Origin of the sequence: Vitreoscilla massiliensis (assembly GCF_001457815.1) — a bacterium.
Lineage (GTDB): Bacteria > Pseudomonadota > Gammaproteobacteria > Burkholderiales > Neisseriaceae > Vitreoscilla > Vitreoscilla massiliensis.
In genome coordinates this window covers 907,163-929,490 of record NZ_LN898221.1, presented here as the reverse complement: position 1 = coordinate 929,490, position 22,328 = coordinate 907,163, and the positions used below count along the sequence as shown (strand labels likewise).

The window sequence follows — 22,328 nt, the reverse complement described above, 5'->3', positions numbered from 1 at the left end:
TGATTTTTACATCCAGCCCCATCAAACGATGGGGCTTTTTTGTAGCATGTGCGTTGAAAACAGGTACAATGAGCTTACTTACTTACAAAAATAACACTTATATTGCATATGTTTTGGTTCGTCTTATTAATATTGCTTGTTTTCATTGCGTTTTTGCTGGTAAGGGAGAGCAAACGCCGTGCTGAGTGGCAATTGGAATACCGTTATTTGTCCCGTCATGAACAGCACAGCGATAAAAAAAATGCTGACAGCAAGTCTGTTTCGGTACCCGATAGCGAGATAAGTGTCGCTGAATCGACACTGTCTGTCGATGACACTGCCATGACAACTAAAAACGTCAGCGCCAATTTATTCGGGCGTCAAAAGCGGCCTGTAAAAGCCATGGCCGAGTCACACATTGATGCCACACCCACACTTACTGAACCCATCGCTACCTTAAGTCAACAAGCGGCCAAAAAAGCCGCCGCTGAGCAATTGGCTTTAGAAGAAGCCGAAGCGGCTGTCGCCAGAGCCACTGCAACCGCGCTAGAAGCGACAAACGATTCATCTGCTCCTGAGCCAATCACTACCGAGCCAGTCGAAACCACCAGCAAACCGACGGTGTCTTTGCGCCAAAAATGGCAGCAAGTGAGCAGCCGTGTGCGCGAAATGGCACCGAAACCGAACAAACGCAGTGAGGTCTTGGCCGCAATTCAACAGCAAGAGCAAGCCAATGCCAGTAAATTGTCTCTTGAACCCAGTGCTGACAGCCAGTCGGTAGAAGCCAACTTAGAGCGCCAATTGCAACAGCAACAAGGCAAATGGCACATCGAAACCCGAAACGAGGCGGTGCAACAAGGTTATGCCTTAATGCCAGACAGCGTCGACGAGCGCGAATGGGAAGAAGACGAGCGTTTACCCAATTGGGATGACGACGAACACTTGCCACAAGAAATCACCTTGGCGGAAATCGAGCACAGACGCGAACGCTTGCGCCCATTGCGTCGCCAAGAAACCGTGTTGCAAGACGATGCTTATGCCGATGAGTCAGCTGCACCGGTTGTGGCTAAGAAAACGATAGAATTGGGCGATGTGGCCCATGTGATACGCGCGATTAAAGAAGACAGCCAAACACCGGTACTCGAAAGCCAAATCATCGATGCAGACGATGTGGCGCATGTGATTAAGGCGATTAAAAACGAGGGCAGTGCGCATGCATACGCGCACCAACACGGCCATGACGACGATTTGGAAGTGATAGAGCTGCCCGAGCAGCCCGTGCGTCATGAGCAGCCGCCTGAGCATTTGGAAGTCATCGAATTGAATTGGGCACCGCGCCAATCTGAGTATGCGCGCCGTGTGGGCATTCATGCCAACAAAGAGGCTTTGTCGACGGGTTCAGATGCGCCGGTGCCCAATAAAGTATCTGGCATTACCCTAGAGCGGCCTGAACTGGAAACCATTCAATTGGATACCGGCAGCTACGTACCGCGTGTGCCTGCGAACAAAGCGGTATTGGAAGTGATAGAGTTGCCCAGTGTCGCCACCAAACAAGTCTTGCCCAAAGCCAAACCCACTCGCCAAACCATCGTCTTGACCGACAATGGCTTGGAAACCGTCAATGAGTTTGGTGAAGCAGTGGCGAGTTTGCCCGCAGTGACCAGCCGCCATGCCGATGACGATGCCTTATTAAAAGCGATGGTAGGCCAACAAAGCCAAGAGCGTTTGATAGAAGACGAAGACATCCGCGCCAATTTGTTGCGCCAACGTTTGGCCAGACGCCGCAGTGGCGTTGCCAGCGCCGCCGAAATGGCAGCGGGCAATGATGTCATCGCCGAAGACGAAGTTTTGGCCAATTTGGCCAAAACCGATTCGCCAGTGAACCGCAATCAGCGCCAGCTCAAACCGCGTCCCGTGGTACGCGAAAGCGTGATACCACCAACGGCGCGCATCGGCAGCGAGCACGGTTTTAAGGTCAAACCTGAGAGTTTGCCGCCAGCACAGCCGATTTCTACCCGTTTCACCCCATTCCAACATCCGGAATTGGCACAAGCCGCCGCGGCCACTGCCGCAGTGGTTGACGCCAGCAGCAATACCCCCGTTTCACCGACTTTGAATGCCTTACAGGCCGCTACTGCTGCCGCTGCTTTGCAATCTTCTGCCAGCATGACTGCCCCAGTTGCCAGTACCCATTTGGAACTGGTCGAGCCAGTGGAGTTACAGCTAGAACCGGAAGCCGTGCATTTGGAGTTGGAGCCTGAAGCAGAGACCGCACCCACCAACAATGTGTACAGCAGCCGTGGTTGGTCGCAACCGATTACCATGGATGCTGAATTGCCGGTTTTCCCTGAAGTCGAAAACGATTTCGATTTTTTTGATATGGAAACGCCGCTGCCCGAACCGGTAAGTCTGCCCGCAGACCAAGTTGCCGTTGCAGCAACAGTGTCTGCAGTGTCTGCGCCGGTTCAACCAGCGGTAGTCGCCACGCCTGCGCCAACCACAGCGCCGATTCTGGCGACAGCAGCACCAGTGCGCTTGTCTAGCCCAGATTTTGACAGCGTGGTATTGCCGAATTTGCAATTGTTGCAAGCGCCGATAGACGATACCGATTTGCGTCCTGATGATGAGGTATTGATTAACAATGGCATCATCATCGAGGAAAAGTTGGCCGAGTTTAAGGTCAATGTCAAAGTCACCGATGCTTACGCTGGCCCAGTGATTACCCGTTATGAAATCGAGCCGGCCACTGGTGTGCGCGGCTCGCAAGTGGTGAATTTGGAAAAAGACTTGGCGCGCTCGCTCGGCTTCGCTTCCATCCGCGTGGTCGAAACCATCCCTGGCAAGACTTGCATGGGCTTGGAATTGCCGAATCCGAAGCGCCAAATGATACGCTTGTCGTCCGTGTTCCAAGCTCCGGTATTCCAAGAATCCAAATCAAAACTGACCTTGGCCTTGGGTCAAGACATTTCCGGCAACCCTGTCGTCACCGATTTGGCCAAGGCGCCGCATTTGCTCGTGGCCGGTACGACTGGCTCGGGCAAATCGGTCGGTGTGAACGCGATGATTCTGTCCATGCTGTTCAAAGCCACGCCTGAAGAAGTGCGCATGATCATGATTGATCCGAAGATGTTGGAATTGTCGATTTATGAAGGCATTCCGCATCTGCTCGCGCCTGTGGTGACTGACATGAAACTCGCCGCCAATGCGCTCAATTGGTGCGTGAATGAGATGGAAAAACGCTACCGCTTGATGAGCCACATGGGTGTGCGCAATTTGGCTGGCTATAACCAAAAAATCGCCGAAGCCAAGGCACGTGGCCAAAGCATTGTTAACCCATTCAGCATCACTCCAGAAGAGCCTGATTTGTTGGAAAAATTGCCGTTTATTGTGGTGGTGGTGGACGAGTTTGCCGATTTGATGATGACGGCAGGCAAGAAAATCGAAGAATTGATTGCGCGTTTGGCACAAAAAGCGCGTGCTGCCGGCATCCATTTGATTTTGGCGACGCAACGCCCATCGGTAGACGTGATTACTGGTTTGATTAAGGCCAATATCCCAACGCGCATCGCTTTCCAAGTGTCGAGCAAAATCGATTCGCGCACCATTTTGGATCAAATGGGTGCTGAGAACTTGCTGGGTCAAGGCGATATGCTGTTCTTGCCACCGGGCACAGGCTATCCGCGCCGCATTCATGGTGCGTTTGTTGCCGATGATGAAGTGCACAATGTGGTTGAGTATTTGAAACAATTCGGCGAGCCAGACTATGTCGATGACATCTTAAGCCACGGTGGCTTGGACGATGCTGGCAGCGGCATGGGTGGCGGCAACAGCGGCGACGAACAAGATGCCTTGTACGACCAAGCGGTGAAATTTGTCGTCTCCAGCGGCAAAACCTCGATTTCAGCAGTGCAACGGCAAATGCGCATCGGCTACAACCGCGCCGCGCGTTTGGTCGATCAAATGGAAGCCGCCGGCGTGCTGTCCGCACCTGAGCACAATGGCAACCGCAGCTTATTGGTACCACAACGCGAGATGTGATTGTGACCGTGTTTTAAAAGTTTACAGGCCGCTATATGCGGCCTGTAAGTTTATATAGGTTTGTGTTATCAACGGTGGACTAAATGACAGTGGATAAGCATTCAGAGTAAAAATTATCGGCAATTGTCAGCGCGCCTATTGGAACAGACACACCATCAATGTCACACCGAAACACAGCCAAATGGCTATGATGATGCCGGCAGCCAGCTTGCTGCGCGGGCGCTGTAACAGTTGGCTGGCGCGCAAGCGCTGTTCGGCGATGAGTTCGGCCGGAATGAGGCGCAACACCAGCCACACACCCAATGGAATCAAAATCACATCATCGACAAAACCGAGTATTGGGATGAAATCGGGTATCAAATCAATGGGCGATAAGGCATAGGCCGCCACTAACATGGCCAGCAGCCTTGCCAATGCGGGTGTGCGCTTATGGCGGGCACACAAGTACAAAGTCACCGCATCGCGTTTGAGGGCAAATGCCCACCGTTTGCAACGAGGAAATAAGCTATTCATGGTGCAGGTTGGGCTTAAAAAACAGTGCCGTCATTATAATTTGCTTTTTGAAGCATCAATAGCATGGTGGGTTACAATCAGTGTATGTCATTAAAGTAAGCCATTTACATGAGGTTTACAGGCCGCTTAATGCGGCCTGTAAGGATTTTTCAGATACAGTTAGACTGTGAATCAGAGGCAACAATGCAACGCAGTTATTATCACGATGGTGTGGCCACATTTTTAAGCACGAAACCACAGGCCGTATTGGGCGAGTTGGTGCAAAAACATGGCTTTGATTTGAATGAATTACAGCGCAATGCTTGGGTGGCGCAAATCAACATCTTGCAACAACAATTGCAGGCATTGCCAGATGCGCAGCTGTATTTCGAATTTGCCATCCCAAGAATGGGCAAGCGGGTGGACAATATCGTGTTATTGCCCAATGCGATTGTGGTGTTGGAATTTAAGATTGGCGCCCAAAACTACCCACAACATGCCAAAACCCAAGTCATCGATTACTGTTTGGATTTGCTCAATTTTCATGCGGGCAGTCATGGCAAGCGGGTGGTACCGGTTTTGGTGTGCAGCCAAGCGCCGGCGCAAGAGCTGAATTGGGGCAGTGTGGCGCAATTGCACGACTGTGTTTGCTGTAACCAAGACAATTTGGGGGCGGTGTTGCAACAAGTGGCGGCACACTGTGAGGCAGAGGCCGCATTTGAGAGCCATGCTTGGGCTGAATCGGCTTACAAACCGACGCCGACCATTATCGAAGCGGCGCGCTTTGTATCGAGCGCATCAGGTTGCCGACATTACCCGCCATGATGCTGGGGCGATCAATTTGGCTGTTACCAGCGCCAAAATCAGCCTAATCATCGAGCAAGCCAAACGACTACACCACAAAGCGATTTGCTTTTTAACCGGTGTGCCAGGCGCTGGGAAAACGCTGGCGGGTTTGAACATTGCCAATGAGCGTTTACAGGCCGATGCCGATGAACATGCGGTATTTTTATCGGGCAATGGGCCATTGGTAGAGGTGTTGCGCGAGGCTTTGGTCAGAGACACGGTGGCCACGGCCAAAGAGCAAGGAATCGTGTTGACCAAAACCAAGGTCAAACCGCGCACCCAGGCTTTTATCCAAAACATCCACCATTTTCACGATAAATATGTGGACAATGCGGCCATGCCGTTGGAAAAAGTGGTGGTGTTTGATGAGGCACAGCGTGCCTGGAATCAAGAACAAGCCTCGGCGTTTATGAGTAAGAAAAAAGGCAAAACCGATTTCAATCAATCTGAACCTGAGTTTTTGATTGAGGTGATGAACCGACACAAAGATTGGTGTGTGGTGGTGTGTTTAATCGGTGGCGGGCAGGAAATCAATAAAGGTGAGGCGGGCATTTCTGAATGGTTGTCGGCCTTACAAACACATTTTCCAGATTGGCAAGTGTATTATTCCGATCAAATCGCCGAGCAAGCCGTGTATTTGCAAGACTTGGCGCAAAAGAGGTGGTTACAACACCATGCCCATCAAGAAACCGATTTGCACCTGGCCGTATCGGTGCGTTCGTTTCGCAGCGAGGCAGTGTCTGAGTATGTACAGAAGGTATTAGATGCCGATCATGTGGCGGCCAGCCGTTTGGCTAGGGACATTGTGGCCGCTGGGTTTCAACTGTATCTGACCCGCAATTTGGCCACAGCGAAACAGTGGTTGCGTGAGCAAGCACGGGGTTCGGAGCGCTATGGTTTGGTGGCCAGTTCGGGTGGGCGACGTTTAAGGCCGGAGGCCATAGATGTTAAAAACAAGCTCGATACCTTAAGTTGGTTTTTGAATGCTGCCGATGATGTGCGCTCGTGTTTTTACATAGAAGATGTGGCGACTGAATTTGATGTGCAAGGCTTGGAAATTGATTATTGCTGCGTGGCTTGGGACATCAATTTGTGTTATCGACAAGGTTGGCAATATCAGCAATTCAGTGGCACGGCTTGGCAACACATACACGATGAGTGGAAACAAAAATACCTCATCAATGCATATCGGGTATTGTTAACCCGGGCTAGACAAGGCATGGTGATTTATGTGCCGGAAGTGGATGGCAGCGATGCCACACGGCCTCAGCAAAGCTACGATGGCATATTTGAGTTTTTGCAGCGGTGTGGCATGGCTGTGATTTGATGGGGATGGTTTTTTAACTTACAGGCCGCTTGATGCGGCCTGTAAGATGAGCTTTATTTACAATCAGGCAGCAGCAGCCAGATTGATGCTTGAAGGATTGTTATTTAGGCTATTAGCACTTTGGACACTGGTAGTTGTCGTTAAAGTACTGATAGAGTTAATCAATGCAGTTGCTTGTGTTTGTAATGCGGCATCAATTTCAGTGGAGGTCATGGTTTTATCGCTAAACTGAAACAATTTGTTTTGATTCACAGTAGCATCGTAAAACTGTTTTACTGTGACTTTATCTGCACTACTACCATAACCTGAAACCACCAAATCATTGCCCACTTTTGTGTAGGTCACAGAGGATGAGCTGATGTTAATGAAGCGTAAGGTATCGGCAGCATTGATGTCATCTGTATCAATTACAGTATCAGCGCCGAAACCTTTGTAGAACAGATAGGTATCGGCATCATCTCCAGTTCCACCGTAAAGGATATCGTTACCCATACCGCCGTTTAACACATCATTGCCGGCATTGCCATTTAAGCCATCATTACCATTGCCACCTAATAATGTGTCATTGCCGGCGCCACCAGCAAGTACATCATTGCCATCGTAGCCATATAAAGTATCATTTCCAGTAATACCATTAATAGTATCAGCTACTTGGCTGCCATGAAGTGTGTCAGCCAAGTCAGTGCCATTTAATGTAAAGCGCAAGCTACCAGATTGCATATGGCTTAAATCCAAGGTTTTATCGCTGAATTGGAATTGCTTATTATAAGCAAAGACATTTTTATCGAAATATTGTTGGATGGTGACGGAGTCGGTACTGCCATAGCCAGTAATTTGTAAATCATTTCCTATGCGTGTAAACACGGCAGAAGTGCTTGCGATATTGGTGATTTTCAAGGTGTCGGCAGCAGAGGTGTCATCGGTATCTATAATGGTGTCGTGACCATGACCTAAGCCCAATACATAAGTGTCAGCATCGTTACCCGTTCCGCCATACAGTGTATCATTGCCTACTCCACCATTGAGCAAATCATTACCTAAACCACCTTGTAAGGTGTCATTGCCATTGTAGCCATACAAAGTATCATTGCCTGCCAAACCGTCAATATGATCGGCCAGTTTGCTGCCATAGAGGGTATTGGCATTGGCATCGCCAGTTAAGTTAAAGGCAATATTACCTGTTTGTAAGTCGGCTGCGTTGATGGTTTGGTCGCTGAATTGAAAGCGTTTATTGGAGCTGGAGGTGTTGATGTTGAAATAATCTTTGACGATGACCTTGTCAGTGCTGCTGCCATAACCCGCTATGATTAAATCATTGCCTGAGCGAGAAAAATAATTGCTATTGTAAGCAATATTGACGAATCGTAAGGTATCAATATTGTTCACATCATCGCTGTCTATTACGGTATCGGTACCGAAGCCGGTATAAAACAGGTAAGTATCCGCGTCATCTACCGTGCCACCATACAATATATCGTTACCCGCGCCACCATTGAAGGTGTCATTGCCGGCATTGCCATTCAAAGTATCGTTGCCGTTGCCACCAAACAAGGTATCATTGCCTATGCCGCCATTAAGTACGTCATTGCCATCATAAGCATAAATGGTGTCATCGCCTCCGTAGCCATTGAGGGTGTCGGCCAATTTACTGCCATGTAATACATCTGGCTGATCATTTCTGCCTTCTATGGATGGGAAAAAGCTAGGATTGGATTGTAAGTCGGTCAAAGTAATGGTTTTGTCACTGAATTGAAACTGCTTACGGTGTGCAGACAAATTGTAATCAAAGAAACCTGTTACCAATACAGTATCGGTACTGCTGCCATAACCTGAAATGAGCAAATCAGAACCAGAACGGCTTAAAGTGACACTGCTGCTGGCGATATTGGTGAACTTTAAGGTATCAATGGCGATGGTATCATCTGTGTCTATCACCGTATCTGCACCGTTACTTGCGTTGAATACGTAGGTATCGTTGCCTTCACCACCGTACAGGCTGTCAGCACCGGTACCACCATCTAAGACATCATTGCCAGCTTCACCATAAAGTAAGTCAGTGCCATTTTGACCGTTTAAGGTGTCGTTGCCTTCACCGCCATACAACTCATCATTACCATCTTGTCCATTAATAACATCGTTTCCTGCTTCACCATAGACAATATCGTTTCTCGCGCCCGCAGAGACCGTATCATTACCTGCACCAGCATGAATGATGTCTGCGTACGATGTACCAGTCAAAATCTCAGCCCCAGAGGTTCCATCTAAGCTGAGTTTGATATAGCCCGCATTCATTGCTGAGTAGGTATTATAGAGGCGATTGTTAAATTGTAGCATTACAGTTTTACCTGCAGCAGTATCACTGAAAAATGCCTTGATGGTCACTTGTTCGCCATTACTGCCATAAGAGTTGATGATCAAATCATCACCTGCTTTGGTGAATTTGGCTTCATCCCAAATTGAATGTTTTTAGCATTAAGGTATTTTTATTTGTGTTTGAGGTGCTTTGTAATGCATTATAAACGGTGTCATTACCATGGTTCTGTGCGAAGAAAATTTTCCCAGTACCATTGGCATTACCATAAATAATGTCATCACCTTCATCGCCATAAACAATTTTGTCGGCATCAGGTCCCATATAAATGGTGTCATTGCCAGTACCACCATACATAAAATCTTGACCATAGCCTCCGTATAAAATGTCGTTTCCAGCACCACCAAACAGATTGTCATTACCGTAGCCGCCGTACAGCACATCATCTCCATCCCCGCCAAATAAAGCATCAATGCCGATATTGCCATAAATGGTATCGTTGCCAGTATTGCCAATGATGACTTCATTTGCATCACCGCCTTGGTAGGTGTTTTGTCCAGTGGCTAAGAAAATGAATTCATTAAAAGTAATGGTGCGTCTGGGATCATAATTGATGTCTTGTTGCCCGACAGTTAAAGACAATAATTTACCTGCGCTGACACTGCCATTGATAGTCCAATAGTCGGTAATGGTTAAAGTGTCGGTGTTGCCATTGTAGGAATCAGTACGAGTGATGACCAAGTCTTGATTGACCTTGGCAAAAGTCACATCTTTTAAATCAAATCTCTCCTTAATTGAGATTTGACCTTCATAATATTCATGTTCAAAGAAAATATTGTAATCAGAGCTGTTGGGTAATGTTTCCTGCCCAAATCCAGGATAATAACCTCTTGATTCCGTATTTGGCATTTTGGCTCCAGTTTGTTGGTTTTAATTGATTTATTTTTGAAAGATAACTGATTTTGAGCTGTAATGGAATATCCAAAATAAGGAATTTCAGCTGATTCATATGGATTCATTTGAATCAAATATTGGCAATTGGACATTTATTGGAGAGATGTTATTAAGAATATGGATTAAGCACTTAGAAAGAAGCAGATTACCCCATAAATCGCAAGAAAATGGCAATGTAATTCCTAATTGATTATTAACAATTTTGCGGTGGCTTTGAGCGCAGGTACAGACTTACAGGCCGCTTAATGTGGCCTGTAAGCATTTAACTTTGCTGTTGAAACTTGATTTTGACCTGATTGGCTTCAGGGCATTGGATGTGGGTCATGCCGTGGCTGTCGGTGTGAGCGTAGCCTTGGTAGTGTTTGCGGCGCTGCATGTGTATCGGTTCGCCTTGGCAATCGGTGATGGCGCTGCCATCGGGGTTGCGCCAAATGGCTTTGGCAGCGGCGAGGTCAAACACGCAGGCGTTGAGGCTTAGAATCAATGGCAATGCCAGCAATACTTTTATGCTGTGGTGCATAGGGCGCTCCTTGGGTCAGTCTTGCGTCGGAACCATCCGTGGCTGTGTGGGTGATGACAGACTTAGCCGTCACTCACCTTTGCTATTGTACGCTGCAAATAGAGAGCACTTGCAAACGTTGGTGCATGTATCGCGAGACTTAGCCATAGCTTAAACCGAACACACTGGAAAATAGCGGTTGGCTGTGTCGTTCGGTTAAGTACTGCGTTGCAAACTAAGCGGATTGGTACAAGCGGGATGAGGGTGTCGTTAGGTTAAATGCTGTGCCTTAAGCCAAGCATACTGTTATGCGGCTGTAGAATGTGCTGTTAGGTCAAATACCGCGCTGCAAACTAAACGGATTTGTGCAAGCGGATGGATGAGGGCAGAGCTAAGCCAAACGCCGTGCCTTAAACTGAATACCTTGCCCAGTGGCTGTTGGGTGAACCATTAGGTTAAGTTCTGCGCTGCAAGCTGAGCTGTAAGCGGCAAGTGAATATGCCGCAGGGTCTTGCACAGTGTTCAAACCGAACGCGCTTGCAGTGTTTGTTTAAACTGGCTTGGTGAAATGCCAGTCATTTGCTTGAATTGGCGCGTGAAGGCGCTGTGGTCGGTATAGCCGCAGGCCAGCGCGATGTCGGCGATGGCGTGGTCGGCCTGTAATAATTGCACCGCTTGCTCGAGGCGGATTTTTTGTATCAATTGCTTTGGTGTCATGTGGAAGTTTTTTTTCAGACGCCGTTCCAATTGCGACACGCTCATGCCGATTAAATCGGCCAAGGTTTGCACGCGGATGTCTTCGCTCAAATGCTCACGGATGTGGGTTTCGATTTTGCCAAATTTGTGGCTGGCCTTGGTTTGGTTCAATTCGTCTGAAGCCAAGTCCAGCGACACGCCCATCAAGCCGATGATGCGGCCTGTAACATCATAAATCGGGTGTTTGTAAGTCAAACACCAACCAAGTTCGCCGTGGTTATACACGTGCAATTCCAGTTTGTCGGTAATGCTCACGCCTTGTTGCAAGACCTGCAAGTCTTGTTCGATGTAAACATTGCCTTGCGCGGCGGCAAACATTTGCGCCGAGGTTTGGCCGAGCAAGTCTTCGGCGCGTTTGCAGCCCAAACGCTGTACCAAGCTGTGATTGACCAACACATAGCGCGCATCGGTGTCTTTGATAAAAAACACCACTTTGTCCATCACATCCAAAACTGGCAAAACCACGGCCAGATTCGCCACCAAGGTAGCGAGGTTTACAGGCCGCTGTTGCAGCAATCCGTCATACAACGGTTTCAATTCCGACATGGTGCCATCCGCATAAAAAACACTTTGTGCGGCCATTATGCCGTTTTCTGCATCACTTTGCCAAAACTCATCAAGACAGCGCAGTCAATATGATTCAAGCTATGCCTATCTTTAAGAAAGCACTTCATCATGTCAGAACGCTACCAAAAAATTCACATCATCGACTCACACACTGGCGGTGAGCCAACGCGCATGGTTTATGCCGGTTTCCCAGATTTGGGTACGGGCGATATGGCGGCGCGTTTGGACGTCCTCAAAAACCAATACGACCATTACCGTCGTGGCGTGATTTTGGAGCCGCGTGGCAATGATGTGTTGGTGGGCGCGCTGTTGTGTGAACCGGTCAGCGCCACTGCCGCTGCTGGGGTGATTTTCTTTAACAATACCGGCTATTTGAACATGTGCGGCCATGGCACCATCGGTTTGATTGCCTCTTTGGCTTACCAAGGCAAAATCGGCGCCGGCGTGCACCGCATTGAAACGCCGGTGGGCGACGTGGTGTGCACGCTGCACGAAGACGGCAGTGTCAGCATAGACAATGTGCCGGCTTACCGTTACCGTGAAAAAGTAGCGGTGCAAGTCGACGGTTTGGGCACGGTGGTGGGCGACATCGCTTGGGGCGGTAACTGGTTCTTCTTGGTCAGCCAACACTTTGTCGACATCAATGTGGCCAATGTTGAAGCCTTGACCGACATCACTTGGCGCATCCGTCAGGCCTTGATTGCGCAAAACATCACTGGCGAAAACGGTGGTGACATCGACCACATCGAATTGTTCCAAGACTGTGATTTTGCCGACAGCCAAAGCTTTGTGCTCTGCCCAGGCAAGCAATACGACCGTTCGCCTTGCGGCACCGGCACCAGCGCCAAACTGGCGTGTTTGGCCGCCGATGGCAAGCTGCAAGAAGGCGACACATGGCAACAAGCCAGCGTGATAGGCAGCCAATTCACCGGCTCGTTCAAACGCTTGGACGAGAATACCGTGCGTCCTACCATCCGCGGCAGCGCTTACATCAGCGCCGAAACCACGGTGATTTTGGACAACCAAGACCCATTCCAATGGGGCATTTCCGCATGAGTACAGGCCGCATTACCGTCATCGGCGGTGGCATCATCGGTTTGAGCATTGCGGCGGTATTGCAGCGCGATGGCTTGCAAGTGACCTTGCTTGAAGCCAAGCACCTAGGCGCGGGCGCATCGTATGGCAATGCTGGCCACTTGGCCACTGAGCAAGTGTATCCGGTGGCCGACCCTGCGGTATTCAAACACTTGCCGCGCATGTTGCTCGACCCATTGGGGCCGCTGCGCATAGACTGGCATTATTTGCCGAAATTATTGCCGTGGATGGGCCGCATGGCGCTGAACATGCGCCCAGCCGCGTTTGAGCGCATCCACCAAGCCTTGATGCAATTGAACCGTGCTTGTTTGCCAGCATGGGCCAATCTGGTTGACGGCTTTGGTTTGCAGCAATGGGTGCATGTGCAAGGCTCTTTATTGGTGTGCGAGAAGGACGCCAGTTTGCAAGCCTTGCAAAACCATGGTCTCAAGCTCAATGGCTTGGGTGTCGAAAATACGCTATTGGATGGCGCGGCGTTACAAGAGCGTGAGCCGGCTTTGGCCAACAATCAAATTGGTGGGCTGTTTTTCCCAGACACCGGCCATGTGACCGATTTGATGGCGGTAATGAACAAGCTGGCGGCCGAGTTTCAAGCGGCCGGTGGCGAAATCATTGAAAACTGCGCCGTGTTGCATGCCAAACAACAAGGCACGCAAGTGGTATTGCACACCAGCCAAGGTGAAAAACACGCCGACAAAGTGGTGGTGGCGATGGGTGCGCATGCCAAAGCCTTGGTGGAAGAATTGACCGGTGTGAGCGTGCCTTTGGATACCGAGCGCGGCTACCACTATATGTTGCCGCAAGAACAAGGGCGCTTGAGCATACCGGTTTCCAGCGCCGACCGCCGCTTTATCATGACGCCCATGGATGGCGGCTTGCGTTTGGCCGGTACGGTGGAATATGCCGGTTTACAGGCCGCTCCAAATATGGAACGTGCGCGCAATTTGTTGCAATTGGCCAATCCGATGTTAAAACACCATTTGAATGCGGCAGAGGCCGGCGAGTGGATGGGTTTCAGACCGACCATCGCCGATTCTTTGCCAGTAATAGACCGCTTTGGCAGCGTGTTTTTGGCCTTTGGCCACCAACACTTGGGCTTGACCCATGCTGCCATCACCGCAGAATTGATGCGCTCATTGTTTGCCAATGCCGCGCCGAGCATGGACTTGCGTCCATACCGATTAAACCGTTTCTAAAACAACACACAAACCAATAAAGGATAAAATTATGAGTATTCGCGGTATTTACGTGCCTATGGTGACACCGTTTGACGCTGACAACCAAATCGATGTGGCCACTTTGAAAACCTTGACCCAAACCTTAATCGACAGCGGCGTGCACGGCTTGGTGGTGTGTGGCACCACAGGCGAGTATTACACATTCAGCGATGCAGAACGTGAGTTGGTGTTGTCTACCGTGGCTGACGTTGCCAAAGGCAAAGTGGCTTTGATGGCCGGCATCAACGATTTGTCTACCGAAGGCTCGGCCAAAAAAGCGCAACGCGCCGCTGAGTTGGGTTACGAAAGCCTGATGTTGGCACCGCCGCCATACAGCTTGCCTAGCCAAGAAGGCGTGATTGCGCATTACAACAAGGTCGCTGAAGCCACCGATTTGCCTATCGTGATGTACAACTTCCCAGCACGCACCGGCATCAGCATCGAATTTGATACCGTGGCCGAATTGGCGAAACACCCGAAAATCGTCGGCATCAAAGAAAGCAGTGGCGACTTCAGCCGCGCCTTGTCTATGTTACAGGCCGACTTTGCTGACTTTACCGTGGTGTGCGGTTGTGATGACCAACCTGTAGATTACTTCTTCTGGGGTGCGGGTGCGTGGATTGCTGGCGCGGCCAACGTGTTCCCAGCCGAACAAGTGGCGATTTACGATGCCACCCAAGCAGGTGACTGGACGCAAGCCAAAGCCTTGATGAGCAAAATTTACCCTGTGATTCATTCTATGGAATCGGGCGATTACAACCAAAAAGCCAAATTGGGCTGTGTTAAAGGCACGGTAAAAGTCGGCGGTGTGCGCACGCCATTGGCGAACTTGAACGACGCTGACAAAGCCGAATTCTTGAATTTGTTGGCACAAGCGTAAGGAGCGAAACATGGGTCAAATTCAAGACGTGTTTGCCAAAGCTGCTAAAGCTGAATTGTGGGCCGGTAACTTGATTACAGGCCGCACTGACAGTGGCAATAAATTGGAAAACCGCACGCCTATCGACAATTCATTGATTGGCTATATTGCCGATGGCGAAGCGGCTGACATTGATGCCGCCGTGGCCGTGGCACGCAGCACTTTTAACAGCGGTGAATGGTCAGATTTGTCACCGGCTGAGCGCAAGGCAGTGATGCAACGTTGGGCGGTGTTGATGCAAGAGAACATCGAAGAATTGGCGGCTTTGGATTGCATCGATGCCGGCAAACCGATTTCAGAATGTTTGAACACCGACTTGCCTGCTACCATCGAAACCTTCCATTGGTATGCCGAAGCGGCCGACAAAGTGTTTGGCAAAGTGGCACCGACAGGTTCATCTGCCTTGGGCTTGGTGGTAGAAGAAGCGATAGGCGTGGTTGGTGTGGTCTTGCCTTGGAATTTCCCTGCGCAAATGTTTGCGTGGAAAGTCGCGCCAGCGTTGATCATGGGTAACTCAGTGGTAGTTAAACCAGCGGAATTGACGTCTTTGTCGGCTTACCGTTTGGTCGAGTTGGCTTACGAAGCGGGCGTACCACAAGGCGCGTTGAGCTTGGTGTGTGGCTTGGGCGAAAAAGTCGGTGAAGCCTTGGGTCGCCACATGGACGTGGACATGGTGTCGTTCACCGGTTCTACCGAAGTGGGTCGCTACTTCTTGAAATACGCTGCCGAAAGCAATTTGAAAGAAATCGTGTTGGAGTGTGGCGGTAAGAGCCCACAAGTGGTGTTTGCCGATGCCGATTTGGACGCAGCCGTACCGCACATCTTGAACGCAGCGTTCTGGAACATGTCGGAAAACTGCTCTTGCGGTTCACGCTTAATCGTTGACGCCAGCGTCAAAGACGCCTTGCTGGAGAAAGTCAAAGCCGGTATTTCGACTTGGAAATTGGGCGATCCGCGTGACGAAGATGTGGTGATAGGTCCTATGGTTGAAGGCCCGCATTTTGAGAAGGTGAAAGGCTTTATCGCCACCACCGAAAAAGAAGGCGGCGTGTTGGTACAAGGCGGCAAAATTCACAGCGAATTGGGCAGCGGCTGGTACATCGAGCCGACCATCTTCGACAATGTCACTGCTGACATGACTTTGTTCCAACAAGAGGTGTTTGGCCCGATTTTGGCCGTGACCACGTTTGAATCAGAAGAACAAGCAGTGGCTTTGGCCAACGACAGTTCTTATGGTTTGGCAGCGTCTTTGTATACTGAGAATTTGAAGCGTGCCCAACGTGTTAGCCGTGCCATTCGTGCCGGTACCGTGTCCATCAATGGCTTCTCCGAAGGCGACATCACTACCCCATTTGGCGGCTTTAAGCAATCGGGTTTTGGTGGTCGCGACAAAGGTTTAGAAGCTTTACAACAATATGTACAAACCAAGACAATTTGGTATGTACAAGATTGATGGATTGATGTTGTAATGTCGTATCAGCCGGTTGCCACATACCAATATAAACAGGCAACTGGCTTTGATGGTTTTCAGTATGTATTACCCAAGTTGTAACACAGTGATTATCACCAATGAAAAAAAGGAAGAATTATGAGAAATATGGCAATCAGCATTATTGCTATGATGGTTTTAGCGGCCTGTAATCAAGGTGGCGGTGCTACAGCCGGTGGCGACGGCAAAGCCGCATCAGGTGGTAGCGCACAAACCAGCAGTGGTGGCGGCGATGGCAAAGAAATCGTAATCGGATTCTCTGCACCATTGACTGGCCCACAATCGCATTATGGTGAAGACTATAAGAGCGGTGTGCAAATGGCAATTGATGAAGCCAACGAGCAAGGCATCACCATCAACGGTGCACCTGCGAAATTCAAATTGGACGCTCAAGACGATGCGGCCGACCCGAAACAAGCCACCCAAGTGGCTGAGCGTTTTGTGGACGCCAAAGTGGCCGGTGTGATTGGTCACTTTAACTCAGGTACCACCATCCCAGCATCCAAAGTTTACGAAGAAAACAACATCCCTAACATTTCGATGGCCACCAGCCCGGTGTTGACACAACAAGGCTTCAAAACCGTGTTCCGCTCCATGACTTCAGACTCACAACAAGGTTTGGTATTGGGCAAATACGCGGTTGATAAATTGGGTTACAAAACCATCGGCATCATCGACGACCGTACCGCTTATGGTCAAGGTTTGGCCGATGAATTTGAAAAATCAGCCAAAGCTGCCGGCGCAACCATTTTGCCGCGTCAGTTTACCAACGACAAAGCGACCGAGTTCCAATCTATCTTGACCGCATTCAAAGACAGCCCACCTGATGTGATTTTCTACGGTGGTGCTGACCCACAATCTGCGCCTATGGTGGTGCAAATGAAGCGTTTGGGCATCAAATCGCAGTTCTTGTCTGGCGAGATGACCAAAAACCCTAACTTCATCAAAGTGGCTGGCGAAAGTGCTGAAGGCGTGATGGCTTCTTTGGCCGGTGTGCCGATTGCCAAATTGCCTAAAGGCCCTGAATTTGAAACCAAGTACAAAGCCAAATTCGGCAAAGAAGTGCAAATTTACGCACCTTACGGCTATGACGGCACTTGGGCGATGATTAACGCGATGAAGGCGGCCAACTCGTCTAAAGCAGCCGATTACTTGCCTAAATTGGCGGCAACCGACATGCCTGGCATCACCAGTGACCATTTCTCTTACGATGACAAAGGCGACTTGAAAGACGTGGCCATCACCGTGTACAAAGTGGAAAAAGGCCAATGGGTGCCTGTTGAAAGCTTGAGCGCTGGCGCCCAATAATTGACTTGGTTAGACCTTAAAAGCGGCCTGTAAATGTTTACAGGCCGCTTTTTTATGTGCAGTAAGCATGAGCACACAGCTTGTAAGTCAATAGGGATGGTGGCCAATGCAAAAAGCCACTTGGAAAAATTGGCTGCAAAAATGGAGGATGTGGATAGAGCGACAAGGGCATTACAGGATTCAATGACAAGCAGTGGCAAATCTATTGGATAGCCCAACAACACATCAGCCTCACAGCGGTTTATCTCGACTGTGGGCAACATAATAATGAACCAACAAAGGAATCATGATGAGAACTGTGGACGCAACCGAGGTCATCAATCGGGACAAACTCTCGCCCTTGCAATGGCTGGTATTTGTATTGGGCTTTTTGGTGTTTTTTTGTGATGGCTTGGACACCGGCATCATCGGCTTTATTGCACCGGCCTTGCTCGATGCTTGGAAAATTACCAAGCCAGAATTGGCACCGGTATTGAGCGCGGCCTTAATCGGCATGTCGATAGGCGCGATTTTGTCTGGGCCTTTGTCGGACAAATTCGGCCGCAAAGGCGTGATTGTCCTCACTTGCTGCCTGTTTTCCATCTTCACCATTTTGTGCGGCTTCGCCAGCTCCGTGACCGAGTTGTCGATATTCCGCTTTGTGACAGGTGTGGGTTTGGGCGCGGCCATGCCCAACATCAGCACCATCGTGTCTGAATACATGCCAGCGCGCCGCAAAGCGTTTTTAACTGGCTTGGCTGGTTGTGGCTTTATGTTGGGCATTTCTTGTGGTGGCTTGATGACGGCTTACATGCTCGAGGGCATGGGTTGGGCCAAAGTCATCATCATCGGCGGCTTGATTCCCTTGGCCTTGGTGGTGGTATTGGTATTGAAAATGCCAGAATCAACACAGTATTTGATTAAGCATGGCAAATCCGAGCAAGCCAAACGCATTTTGGAAAAAGTGCAGGGTGCACCGTTTGCCGCCGGCACGGAGTTGGTGTTGCCAAAATCAGAAGCGCAAGGCAATGACAATCCAGTGTCTTTGGTATTGGGCAAGTATTTGTTTGGCTCGAGCATGATGTGGTTGTGCTGCTTCATGAGTTTGTTGGTGTTTTATTTGTTGACCAGTTGGATGCCAACCATCTTGAAAACCGCTGGTTTTAGCACCCAACAATTCAGTTTTATTGCGGCGATTTTCCCTTTCGGTGGTGTGTTTGGCGCGACGCTGATGGGTTGGTACATGGACAAATTGAACCCAACCACGGTGATTAAATACTCTTACTTGGCGGCAGTGGCCTTGTTTGTGGTAGCAGGCTTGGTCAGCAACAGCATCGTGCTGCTTGGCATCGTCATCTTCTTAATCGGCGCCTTGCTCGCGGGGGCACAATCATCGCTGTTGCCATTGGCGGCCTTGTTATACCCAAGCGTGTGCCGTGCTGTGGGCGTGTCGTGGATGCATGGCATAGGCCGCATCGGTGCGATTTTGGGTGCCTTCTTCGGCTCGTTGATTTTCAAATTCAATCTGGATTTGAGCGCCATCTTCTTTGTGTTGGCCATTCCAACCTTGATTTCCTGCTTGGCTTTGTGGCTCAAAGGTCGCAATGAGGGCACGGACCAACCTGCGACTGCAACCGTGACTGACAGTGTGCAAGCGCAATAAGTCTTAAGCGGCCTGTAACACAACACGCAGCCGATGAAACCCTGTTTTCATCGGCTGCGTGTTTGTGTTTCAGTTTTAAGCGTATTTGCTTTTGGTTTCGCTTGGTTTTTCACCGAATTCTTGCTTGTACTCATCGGCAAAACGGCTTAAATGGGTGAAGCCCCATTGGTAGGCCAATTGCGAAATCGAGGTTTTGCTGTGCGCGGGAGAAGACAAGGCTTTGTGGATTTGCTGTAAGCGGTATTTGCGCAAGTAAGACAGCGGGCTGGTGCCGTAATGCAGCTTAAATTCGTCATACAGCTTGGACTTGGACACGCCGGCCAAACGCTGCAAATCGTCGGCACAGATGTCTTCATGCGCATGGCTGATGATGTGGTTTTTCACTGCCAAAATGTGTTTGGGGATGTGTTGGCTGTTCAATTCCAATAAGGCTTGCGAGTAATTGTTATTTTGCGATAACAGCAAAGCTTTGAGCAGAAAATTCTCGTAATCTTCGGCCAACATCGGCAAACCACCAAAGCTGGCGTAATGCGATTTCATCTGCAAAAACGCGCGGATGTGTTTCCACCAAGCACCGATCAATTGCTCAGAATTCACATGCATTTCCGGATCAAACACGATGGGCTCGCGCAAGGGGCGGCTGAGCATGGTGGCCAGCGTCGTTTCCAAGCTGTGCTCTGGAATGGCAACTTGCAATTTGCGGCAGTCTTTGTCTATGAACAAGTCTTGTTGCTCGGCATTGGAGACAATCAAGCCAGTGTGCATATTGGACTGCACTTGCGTGCCGCGCAACTGTAATTGCTGCGTGCCTTGAGTCGGCAAGCTGATGCTGTAAGCGCGCAAATTGGTGATGTGTATGCCCACGCTGGTACCATAACTGATGGTGCCTATGGACAGGTTTTTGGTGGGAAAGCGCATGCCGGTGTATTGAAAATTCAAGGCGCTGCGGTGGTGGGTGTCCAAGCTGTGTTCACCACAGATTTGCGACATGATGTCTTGCGCCGACTCCAACTGTTGCGAGGTGTGTTGGATGTGGATGTCATCTGTTGGGTGGGTCACGACGGTTTCTCCTCATGCATTCAGTGATGGTGCCGTTACAGGCCGCTATGGATGTATGGCGTGTCTTACTGGCGCTGACACGATTTTTTATGATGGCTGGCGGCTGTGCTAGCTGTTTTGTAGCAGAGGACAGGCCAAGGTGTCGTCCACATCAAGGTGGTTTGAGCACATGGGCATGGTCTGGTTACAGCTTTTATGATGGCACAAACAGTGTAGCGTGAATTGCCCATACTGCAAAGACTGCCAACGCTGAGGGTACATGCCTATTGTGGCGATGGGTTTGGGCAATCGCTAAGCGGCCTGTAAGCCTGAATCATGGCCTATACAGGAAACGGATACAGAATTGGAAAATGTGGATAGTTTGCCCAAGCAAAAAATTGTTCAATAGCCTTACCCCTTATGGAGAAGGAAGAGAACAATGAACACCCATAACACAGAGCAATGGCAAACCTTCGTCAACAGCAGCTTGGACTTTCGCCCCGAAGACGGTGTTTACCGCATCGCCCGCGACATGTTCACCAAGCCTGAGCTGTTTGAATTGGAAATGGAACTGATTTTTGAAAAAGTGTGGATTTACGCTTGCCACGAAAGCGAAATCCCGAATAACAACGATTTTGTCACCGTCACCATCGGTCGCCAACCCATCATCGTCAGCCGCGATGGCAATGGCCAATTGCACGCCTTGGTGAATGCGTGTGAGCACCGCGGTGCCACCTTAACCCGCGTCAGCAAAGGCAACCAATCAACGTTTACCTGCCCGTTTCACGCATGGTGTTATAAATCCGATGGCCGCTTGTTGAAAGTGAAAGCGCCGTCTGAGTATTGCCAAGATTTTGACAAAGAAAGCCGTGGCCTCAAACAAGGCCGCATCGCCAGCTACCGTGGTTTCGTGTTTGTGAGCTTGGACATCACCGCCACCGATACCTTGGAAGAATTCTTGGGCGATGCCAAAGTGTTTTTAGACTTGATGGTAGAGCAATCGCCAACCGGCGAATTGGAAGTGTTGCCAGGCAAATCGGCCTATACCTTTGCCGGCAACTGGAAGCTGCAAGACGAAAACGGTTTGGATGGCTACCACGTCAGCACCGTGCATTACAACTATGTCAGTACCGTGCAACACCGCCAACAAATCAATGCCGAAAAAGGCGAACAACTGGACACGCTCGATTACAGCAAATTGGGTGCCGGCGACAGCGCCACCGATGATGGCTTCTTCAGCTTTAAAAACGGTCACAGCGTCTTGTTCAGTGACATGCCCAATCCAACCGTGCGCCCCGGTTACGACACCGTGATGCCGTATTTGGTTGAGACTTATGGGCAAGAACGTGCCGAATGGGCGATGCACAAATTGCGCAATTTGAATCTGTATCCGAGTTTGTTCTTCATGGACCAAATCAGCTCACAATTGCGCATTGTGCGCCCAGTGGCTTGGAACAAAACCGAAGTGGTCAGCCAATGCATAGGCGTGAAAGGCGAATCGGCCGAAGCGCGCCGCAACCGCATCCGTCAGTTTGAAGACTTCTTCAATGTGTCTGGTTTGGGCACGCCCGACGATTTGGTGGAATTTCGTGAGCAGCAAAAAGGCTTCCAAGCGCGTTTGGAACATTGGAGCGACATTTCCCGCGGTCACCAAAATTGGTGTTACGGCGCCACGCGCAACAGTGAAATCTTGAACATTCATCCGGTGATGACGGGTCGAGAAATCACCCATGAGGGTTTGTATGTGAACCAACATGGCCATTGGCAACAGCTGTTGTTGCAAGGCTTGAAGAAAAAAGCCTTGCACATCCACGCCGCCCATTCCGCTAATAATGCCGTCATGCTATAGGT

At 49.8% G+C, this 22,328-nt stretch carries 16 protein-coding genes; 10 read left to right on the top strand and 6 right to left on the bottom strand.

Going from position 1 to position 22,328, the window contains the following annotated elements; translation table 11 throughout:
• Positions 1–321: 321 nt before the first annotated feature.
• The gene (locus BN3003_RS19155) at positions 322–4,017 is read left to right on the top strand and encodes a DNA translocase FtsK (RefSeq protein ID WP_234333104.1); all 3,696 of its coding nucleotides are present in this window, start codon (positions 322–324) and stop codon (positions 4,015–4,017) included.
• Positions 4,018–4,152: 135 nt separating this feature from the next.
• On the opposite strand, the gene BN3003_RS15935 is transcribed toward BN3003_RS19155, so the two are convergent.
• Complete coding sequence (locus BN3003_RS15935; RefSeq protein ID WP_058357605.1) at positions 4,153–4,530, bottom strand: YkvA family protein; 378 nt, start codon at positions 4,528–4,530, stop codon at positions 4,153–4,155.
• Positions 4,531–4,713: 183 nt separating this feature from the next.
• On the opposite strand from BN3003_RS15935, the gene BN3003_RS19010 reads away from it, so the two are divergent.
• Positions 4,714–5,334, top strand: a complete 621-nt coding sequence (locus BN3003_RS19010; protein WP_199822606.1) for a hypothetical protein — start codon at positions 4,714–4,716, stop codon at positions 5,332–5,334.
• A 16-nt stretch (positions 5,335–5,350) separates the two neighbouring features.
• Positions 5,351–6,682 carry a DUF2075 domain-containing protein gene (locus BN3003_RS15930; protein ID WP_199822605.1) on the top strand — a complete coding sequence of 444 codons (1,332 nt, stop codon included), beginning with the start codon at positions 5,351–5,353 and terminating at the stop codon, positions 6,680–6,682.
• 63 nt (positions 6,683–6,745) lie between these two features.
• On the opposite strand, the gene BN3003_RS15925 is transcribed toward BN3003_RS15930, so the two are convergent.
• The 4 genes from BN3003_RS15925 to BN3003_RS15910 all read right to left on the bottom strand — a co-directional run bounded on the left by BN3003_RS15925 (position 6,746) and on the right by BN3003_RS15910 (position 11,748).
• The gene (locus BN3003_RS15925; RefSeq protein ID WP_058357604.1) at positions 6,746–9,100 is read right to left on the bottom strand and encodes a calcium-binding protein; all 2,355 of its coding nucleotides are present in this window, start codon (positions 9,098–9,100) and stop codon (positions 6,746–6,748) included.
• A gap of 28 nt (positions 9,101–9,128) precedes the next feature.
• A complete protein-coding gene (locus tag BN3003_RS15920) occupies positions 9,129–9,902 on the bottom strand; it encodes a calcium-binding protein (RefSeq protein WP_082625703.1) in 774 nt (257 codons plus the stop codon).
• A 307-nt stretch (positions 9,903–10,209) separates the two neighbouring features.
• Entirely contained in the window at positions 10,210–10,467 is a 258-nt protein-coding gene (locus BN3003_RS15915) for a hypothetical protein (RefSeq protein WP_058357602.1), read from the bottom strand.
• 501 nt (positions 10,468–10,968) lie between these two features.
• Complete coding sequence (locus BN3003_RS15910) at positions 10,969–11,748, bottom strand: AraC family transcriptional regulator (protein ID WP_058358091.1); 780 nt, start codon at positions 11,746–11,748, stop codon at positions 10,969–10,971.
• A gap of 129 nt (positions 11,749–11,877) precedes the next feature.
• Between BN3003_RS15910 and BN3003_RS15905 the strand changes: the two genes are divergently transcribed.
• The 6 genes from BN3003_RS15905 to BN3003_RS15875 all read left to right on the top strand — a co-directional run bounded on the left by BN3003_RS15905 (position 11,878) and on the right by BN3003_RS15875 (position 19,439).
• The gene (locus BN3003_RS15905; protein WP_058357601.1) at positions 11,878–12,825 is read left to right on the top strand and encodes a 4-hydroxyproline epimerase; all 948 of its coding nucleotides are present in this window, start codon (positions 11,878–11,880) and stop codon (positions 12,823–12,825) included.
• Entirely contained in the window at positions 12,822–14,060 is a 1,239-nt protein-coding gene (locus tag BN3003_RS15900) for an NAD(P)/FAD-dependent oxidoreductase (protein WP_058357600.1), read from the top strand. Before BN3003_RS15905 ends, BN3003_RS15900 begins: the two co-directional genes overlap by 4 nt.
• A 31-nt stretch (positions 14,061–14,091) precedes the next feature.
• Positions 14,092–14,961 carry a dihydrodipicolinate synthase family protein gene (locus BN3003_RS15895; protein ID WP_058357599.1) on the top strand — a complete coding sequence of 290 codons (870 nt, stop codon included), beginning with the start codon at positions 14,092–14,094 and terminating at the stop codon, positions 14,959–14,961.
• A 10-nt stretch (positions 14,962–14,971) separates the two neighbouring features.
• Positions 14,972–16,453, top strand: coding sequence for an aldehyde dehydrogenase (locus tag BN3003_RS15890; protein ID WP_058357598.1), 1,482 nt, complete (start codon positions 14,972–14,974; stop codon positions 16,451–16,453).
• Positions 16,454–16,597: 144 nt separating this feature from the next.
• Entirely contained in the window at positions 16,598–17,797 is a 1,200-nt protein-coding gene (locus BN3003_RS15885) for a branched-chain amino acid ABC transporter substrate-binding protein (RefSeq protein WP_058357597.1), read from the top strand.
• A 289-nt stretch (positions 17,798–18,086) separates the two neighbouring features.
• Positions 18,087–19,439, top strand: coding sequence for an MFS transporter (locus BN3003_RS15875; protein WP_058357595.1), 1,353 nt, complete (start codon positions 18,087–18,089; stop codon positions 19,437–19,439).
• 75 nt (positions 19,440–19,514) lie between these two features.
• Here the strand turns inward: BN3003_RS15875 and BN3003_RS15870 are convergent, their stop codons facing one another.
• Positions 19,515–20,498: an AraC family transcriptional regulator gene (locus BN3003_RS15870; RefSeq protein WP_199822604.1), complete on the bottom strand. Its 984-nt coding sequence runs from the start codon at positions 20,496–20,498 to the stop codon at positions 19,515–19,517.
• 418 nt (positions 20,499–20,916) lie between these two features.
• On the opposite strand from BN3003_RS15870, the gene antA reads away from it, so the two are divergent.
• Positions 20,917–22,326: an anthranilate 1,2-dioxygenase large subunit gene (gene antA, locus BN3003_RS15865; RefSeq protein WP_058357594.1), complete on the top strand. Its 1,410-nt coding sequence runs from the start codon at positions 20,917–20,919 to the stop codon at positions 22,324–22,326.
• Positions 22,327–22,328: the final 2 nt, after the last annotated feature.

What these genes read in the sequence shown, in the direction of transcription:
- BN3003_RS19010 (WP_199822606.1), top strand. Translation starts at nt 4,714, where the DNA reads ATGCAACGCAGTTATTATCACGATGGTGTGGCCACATTTTTAAGCACG.
- BN3003_RS15885 (WP_058357597.1), top strand. Translation starts at nt 16,598, where the DNA reads ATGGCAATCAGCATTATTGCTATGATGGTTTTAGCGGCCTGTAATCAA.
- BN3003_RS15875 (WP_058357595.1), top strand. Translation starts at nt 18,087, where the DNA reads ATGAGAACTGTGGACGCAACCGAGGTCATCAATCGGGACAAACTCTCG.
- BN3003_RS15900 (WP_058357600.1), top strand. Translation starts at nt 12,822, where the DNA reads ATGAGTACAGGCCGCATTACCGTCATCGGCGGTGGCATCATCGGTTTG.
- BN3003_RS15895 (WP_058357599.1), top strand. Translation starts at nt 14,092, where the DNA reads ATGAGTATTCGCGGTATTTACGTGCCTATGGTGACACCGTTTGACGCT.
- BN3003_RS15935 (WP_058357605.1), bottom strand. Translation starts at nt 4,530, where the DNA reads ATGAATAGCTTATTTCCTCGTTGCAAACGGTGGGCATTTGCCCTCAAA.
- BN3003_RS15910 (WP_058358091.1), bottom strand. Translation starts at nt 11,748, where the DNA reads ATGTCGGAATTGAAACCGTTGTATGACGGATTGCTGCAACAGCGGCCT.
- antA (WP_058357594.1), top strand. Translation starts at nt 20,917, where the DNA reads ATGAACACCCATAACACAGAGCAATGGCAAACCTTCGTCAACAGCAGC.
- BN3003_RS15905 (WP_058357601.1), top strand. Translation starts at nt 11,878, where the DNA reads ATGTCAGAACGCTACCAAAAAATTCACATCATCGACTCACACACTGGC.
- BN3003_RS15915 (WP_058357602.1), bottom strand. Translation starts at nt 10,467, where the DNA reads ATGCACCACAGCATAAAAGTATTGCTGGCATTGCCATTGATTCTAAGC.
- BN3003_RS15920 (WP_082625703.1), bottom strand. Translation starts at nt 9,902, where the DNA reads ATGCCAAATACGGAATCAAGAGGTTATTATCCTGGATTTGGGCAGGAA.
- BN3003_RS15890 (WP_058357598.1), top strand. Translation starts at nt 14,972, where the DNA reads ATGGGTCAAATTCAAGACGTGTTTGCCAAAGCTGCTAAAGCTGAATTG.
- BN3003_RS19155 (WP_234333104.1), top strand. Translation starts at nt 322, where the DNA reads ATGACAACTAAAAACGTCAGCGCCAATTTATTCGGGCGTCAAAAGCGG.